The organism is Pseudonocardia pini, assembly GCF_013870575.1.
GTDB lineage: Bacteria > Actinomycetota > Actinomycetes > Mycobacteriales > Pseudonocardiaceae > Pseudonocardia > Pseudonocardia pini.
This window is the reverse complement of the sequence record NZ_JACBXB010000382.1, coordinates 1-5,123: the sequence shown is the minus strand read 5'-3', so window position 1 is coordinate 5,123 and position 5,123 is coordinate 1. Positions and strand designations below refer to the sequence as shown.

Genomic DNA, 5,123 nt, shown 5'->3' with positions numbered 1-5,123 from the left:
CGCGGCGAGACCGCGCTCCCGGGCCGCCGCGGTGGTGGCCACCACGAACGCGACCTTCTCCCCGTCGGCCGAGAACAACGCGACGACACCGGGCGCGGACCCGAGCTTGCCCCGCACGTCCGACGCCAGGTTGCGCAGGTCGTTCCCGCCCAGCCCGGCAGGCGCCTCGACCGCCACGACCGACACCCCGCCCAGGTCCTCGGCCTGTGCGGCCAGGTTCCCGGCGGAGGCCAGCACGGCCTCGGCACGGTGCTTCTCCAGGTCGCGCTCGGCGTCCCGGAGCCGCTCGACCAGCCCGTTGATCCGCTCCGGCAGGTCCTCCGGCTTGGCCTTGAGCTGCTCGGCGAGCTGCGAGACCAGCAGATGCTCCTTGGACATGAAGTCGAAGGCGTCGAGCCCCACCAGCGCGTCGACGCGGCGCACCCCGGAGCCGATCGAGCCCTCGGACAGCACCTTGATCAGCCCGATCTCACCGGTCCGGCCGACGTGCGTGCCACCGCACAGCTCGCGCGAGTAGTCGCCCATGTCCACCACGCGGACGCGGTCGCCGTACTTCTCGCCGAACAGCATCATGGCGCCGCGCCGCTTGGCCTCGTCCATCGTGGTCTCGTACGTCTCGATCTCGCGGTTCTCCTGGAGCACCGCGTTGATCTCGGCCTCGACCTCGGCGAGCTGGGTCGGCGACACCGCACCCGACGGCGAGGTGAAGTCGAACCGCAGCCTGCCGGGCGCGTTGAGCGAGCCCGCCTGGGCGGCCGAGGTGCCGAGGGCACCGCGCACGCCGGCGTGGACGAGGTGCGTACCGGTGTGCGCGCGGGAGATCGAGGCGCGGCGGGCCACGTCGACCTCGGCGACCACGGCGGAGTCCAGCGTGGCCGTGCCGTTCGTGACGACGCCCCGGTGCACGCGCAGCCCGGCGACGGGCGACTGGACGTCGTCCACCCGGACGGTGAACGTGCCCGACCGCAGCTCGCCGCGGTCCGCCTGCTGCCCACCGGACTCGGCGTAGAACGGCGTGCGGTCCAGCACGATCTCGACGGACGAGCCCTCCGCCGCGGCCGGGACCGGCTGCCCCTCGACCAGGAGCCCGACGATCGTGCCCTCGGCCGCCAGCTCTGTGTACCCCAGGAACTCGGTGGTGCCGTGGGTGTCCAGCACGGAGCGGTAGATCGAACCGTCCCCGTGGCCGACCTTGCGGGTCTTCGCATCGGCCTTGGCCCGCTCCCGCTGCTCCCGCATCAGGGCGGTGAAGCGGTCCTGGTCGACCTGCAGACCCTGCTCGGCCGCCATCTCCAGGGTGAGGTCGATCGGGAAGCCGTAGGTGTCGTGCAGCTGGAAGGCCTTGTCCCCGGGGAGGAGCAGGCCGCCGCCGCGCCGGGTGTCCGCGACCGCGGTGTCGAAGATCCGCGAGCCTGCCGTGAGGGTGGAGAGGAAGGCCTCCTCCTCCGCCTCCACGACGGCCGAGATCCGCTCGAAGTCCGTGGTCAGCTCCGGGTAGGTCGGGGACATCTCGTCCCGCACGACCTCGGCGAAGGCCTTCAGCACGGGCTCGGTGATGCCGAGCAGCCGCGCCGAGCGGACGATGCGGCGCAGCAGCCTGCGCAGCACGTACCCGCGGCCCTCGTTCGACGGCGTCACCCCGTCGCCGATGATCATCACGCCGGAGCGGGCGTGGTCGGCGATCACGCGGAAGCGGGTGTCGTCCTCACCGGAGACCCCGTAGCGACGACCGGAGAAGGCCTCGGCGCGCGCGATCACCGGGCGGACGAGGTCCGTCTCGTAGACGTTCGCGACGCCCTGCAGCAGGTACGCGACCCGCTCGACGCCCATCCCGGTGTCGATGTTCTTGCTCGGCAGGGTGCCGATCGGCGGGTGCCCCACCTTCGGCGAGAGCTCGCCGCGCTCGTCCTGCATGAAGACGAGGTTCCAGATCTCCAGGTACCGGTCCTCGTCGACGACCGGGCCGCCGTCCTTCCCGAACTCGGCCCCGCGGTCGTAGTAGATCTCCGAGCAGGGGCCGCCGGGGCCGGGCACGCCCATGTCCCAGTAGTTGTCCTTGCCGTCACGGCGCTGGATCCGCTCGTCGGGCAGGCCCGCGATGCGCTTCCAGAGGGCGATGGCCTCGTCGTCGGTCTCGTAGACGGTGACCCAGATGCGCTCCGGGTCGAACCCGAACCCGCCCGACGCCAGGTCGCCCGTGACGAGGTTCCAGGCGTGCTCGATCGCCCCGGCCTTGAAGTAGTCCCCGAAGCTGAAGTTCCCGGCCATCTGGAAGAACGTGTTGTGCCGGGTGGTCCGGCCGACCTCGTCGATGTCCCCGGTGCGCACGCACTTCTGGATCGACGTGGCGGTGGGGTACGGCGCGGGCGCCTGGCCGAGGAAGTACGGCTTGAACTGGACCATGCCCGCGTTGACGAACAGCAGGTTCGGGTCGTCGAGGATCAGCGACGCGCTGGGGACCGGGGTGTGCCCCGCCTTGACGAAGTGCTCGGTGAAACGACGGACGATCTCGTGGGTCTGCACGATGTCTCTCTTTGCCAGAAGGTACGGGGCGGGATCGGGCGGGTCAGGAACCCGCCCCGGGCGCTCGCCGAGGCGCGTCCTCGCTCAGGGCCTCACCGTACGTCGGCACGTGCGCGCCGGTCCGCTTCTCGACGAGCTCGCTGAGCTCCTGCTCCCGGTCCTGCATGCCGGCGCGCACCTCCGCGCCGAAGGCGCCGAGGCCGGCACCGAGCTCACGCAGCCCGTCCGCGATGTTCGCGCCGATGCCCTGGGGCGTGAGCTGCTGCCTGGTCTCGCCGATCCGCTTCGTGACGTACGCGCCCGCGGCCGCGCCGATCCCGAGCCAGAAGAGCCGCCTCACTTCTTCCGCCCCTTGCGGCCCTTCGCGGTGAGGGCGTGCTGGCCCGCGTCCTTACCGGCGCGGCGCGCCTTCACGGCCTTGTTCAGCCCGTACGAGAACGCGGCCGCCCGCACGAGCGGACCACCGAGCGTCGCGGTGAACAGCGAGGTGAGCACGGAGACGTTGCTCGTGACCGTCTTGGCGCTCGAGGTGATCCCGTCCACCCGCTCCAGCTGCGTGTTCACGCTGTTGAGCGTGGCGTGGGCGTCGGTGAGCAGGGGCGCCGAGCCCTCGTGGGCCTTGCGGATCGCGACCGTCGCCTCGTCCAGGGTGCGGCCGAGCTTCAGCAAGGGGATCGCGAGCAGCACGACGAGCACCACGAACGCGATCGCCGCGATCAGCGCAGCGATCTGACCAGCCGACACGAGCCCTCCAGCGATCTTCCACGAGCGACACCCCCACCGGTGTGGAGGTCGGCGGCAAGGCTACCGCTCGCCCACCGACCTCCGCCTTCCGGTTCAGCGCCTGCCCCCGCCGGCTCGCCGGGGTCAGCTGCGGGCGGTGTTCTCGCCGGTGATCAGCTGCCGCAGCCGGGCGAGGGCCCGGTGCTGGGTGACGCGCACGGCGCCGGGCGTGGAGCCGACGGCCTGCGCGGTCTCCTCCGCGCTCAGCCCCACGACGACCCGCAGCACCAGCACCTCGCGCTGCCGCTCGGTGAGGACCGTGAGCAGGTCCCCGAGGCGGGCGTTGAGCTCCGCGGTGAGGGCGAGGTGCTCCGGCCCGTCGAGGATGATGCCGGTGTCCGGCACGTCCGCCACCGGCTCCGACTTGTTCCGACCGATGGCCCGGAAGGTGTCGGTGACCTTGTGGGCGGCGATGCCGTACACGAAGGCGCGGAACGACAGGCCCTTGACCGTGTACGTGGGCAGTGCGGCCAGCACGGCCACGCAGACGTCCTGCGCGACGTCCTCCGCCGAGCCGATCACGCTCTCCTGGCGGCCGAGCCGGGCGCGGCAGTAGCGCAGCACCAGTGGCCGGATCTCCTCGAGCAGCCGGTCACGCGCGGTGGCGTCCCCCGCCACGGCGTCGGCCACGTACTGCTCCAGGGCCGCGGGTGCGGGGACGGGCCGAGCGGCTCTACCCCCCGGCAGGACGTTCAGCTGCGGGCGGGCCGCCTCCTCGGGCGCGACGCCGAACTCGGCGCCCTCCCCGTCGGACGGCTCCAGCGGCATGGCCGCGGCGGCGGTCATCGGCCCGACCCCGCGGATCGGAACGAAGCGTGGTGCATGTCGGGATCCCCTCCCCCTGTGCGGGAGGGTCGCGCGGCGACCCTCCCGCGACTGCGCGGTACGGACCGCGGGTCCGAGTGCCCTTCGGACCAGCGGTGGCGCCTCTCACGAGACGGCCGAGCAACCCTCACCCGGTCGCCACGGAGAGCGACGACCCCCGACGGGTGACGGCGTACCGTCCTCCCTCTGAACGTTCTGCGAGGCTGTGCCCTGCTCCGCTGACCGTTCGAGATTCAAGTACGTCACCATCTTCAGTGAACTCCATGTTGGAGTCAAGGCCAACTCGGCTCTTTTCGGCTACGGTGCGTGCGATGTCTGCCGCCGACGGAGGCCGTTCGGGTGATGCGCGCGCCCGGGCCGCCCAGACCAAGCGTGACCGTACGCGACGTGCGCTCCTCGACGCGGCGGACGCGAACTTCGGCACGCGCGGCTGGGCGCGCACCCGCATGGAGGACATCGCGGCCACGGCGGAGGTCAGCCCGGCGACGGCGTACAACCACTTCGCGAGCAAGCACACGCTCATCGGGCACGTCTACAAGCCCTTGGTCGCCGCCCTCGTCGCCCAGGCGGACCAGGACCGTGCGGACGGCCGACCGCTGGCCGACGCCCTGAAAGACCAGGTCAGCGCCCTCACTCGGATGGCGTTCCGCAACCGCGGGCTCACGGCCGCGCTCTGGTTCGCGATCAACGACTACGCGGGAGGGCGGCCCAGCGGCCCGTCGGACCCCGGCGACCCCGACGACCCCCGGGTACTCGCCCCGATCCCGGACACGATGGTCGGGCTGATCGCGGACGGACAGGAGTCGGGCGAGTACCGCCGGTATCCCGAGGCGGCCGAGGTGGCGGCGCTGGCGGCCAACATGGTCATGATCAGGAGCGTGAACCGGCCGCACGAGCCGCCGGAGCACGCGGCCGAGTTGTTACTCACCGTGATTTTCGGGCTACTGAAGCCGGAGCTCCTGCAGGACGCCGAACGGCCCTTCTCGCGCGCC

5 protein-coding genes are annotated in these 5,123 nt (G+C 71.9%); 1 reads left to right on the top strand and 4 read right to left on the bottom strand.

The genetic code is table 11. The features are described 5' to 3' along the window. The 4 genes from alaS to shbA all read right to left on the bottom strand — a co-directional run. On the bottom strand, positions 1-2,523 hold a 2,523-nt coding region (alaS, locus tag H5J29_RS20110), incomplete at its 3' end, for an alanine--tRNA ligase (RefSeq protein WP_181782596.1). 43 nt (positions 2,524-2,566) lie between these two features. Further along, on the bottom strand, positions 2,567-2,863 hold the full coding sequence (locus H5J29_RS20105) for a hypothetical protein (protein WP_181782595.1): 297 nt from the start codon (positions 2,861-2,863) through the stop codon (positions 2,567-2,569). Next, complete coding sequence (locus tag H5J29_RS20100) at positions 2,860-3,267, bottom strand: DUF948 domain-containing protein (protein ID WP_181782594.1); 408 nt, start codon at positions 3,265-3,267, stop codon at positions 2,860-2,862. Before H5J29_RS20100 ends, H5J29_RS20105 begins: the two co-directional genes overlap by 4 nt. Positions 3,268-3,390: 123 nt before the next feature. Next, on the bottom strand, positions 3,391-4,092 hold the full coding sequence (gene shbA, locus H5J29_RS20095; RefSeq protein ID WP_246394083.1) for an RNA polymerase sigma factor ShbA: 702 nt from the start codon (positions 4,090-4,092) through the stop codon (positions 3,391-3,393). A 350-nt stretch (positions 4,093-4,442) separates the two neighbouring features. Between shbA and H5J29_RS20090 the strand changes: the two genes are divergently transcribed. Continuing rightward, positions 4,443-5,123, top strand: a 681-nt coding sequence (locus H5J29_RS20090; RefSeq protein ID WP_181782593.1) for a TetR/AcrR family transcriptional regulator, incomplete at its 3' end; no start/stop codon positions are given.

Excerpts from the sequence above, each read along its gene's own strand:
- shbA (WP_246394083.1), bottom strand. The coding sequence starts at position 4,092 with ATGACCGCCGCCGCGGCCATGCCGCTGGAGCCGTCCGACGGGGAGGGC.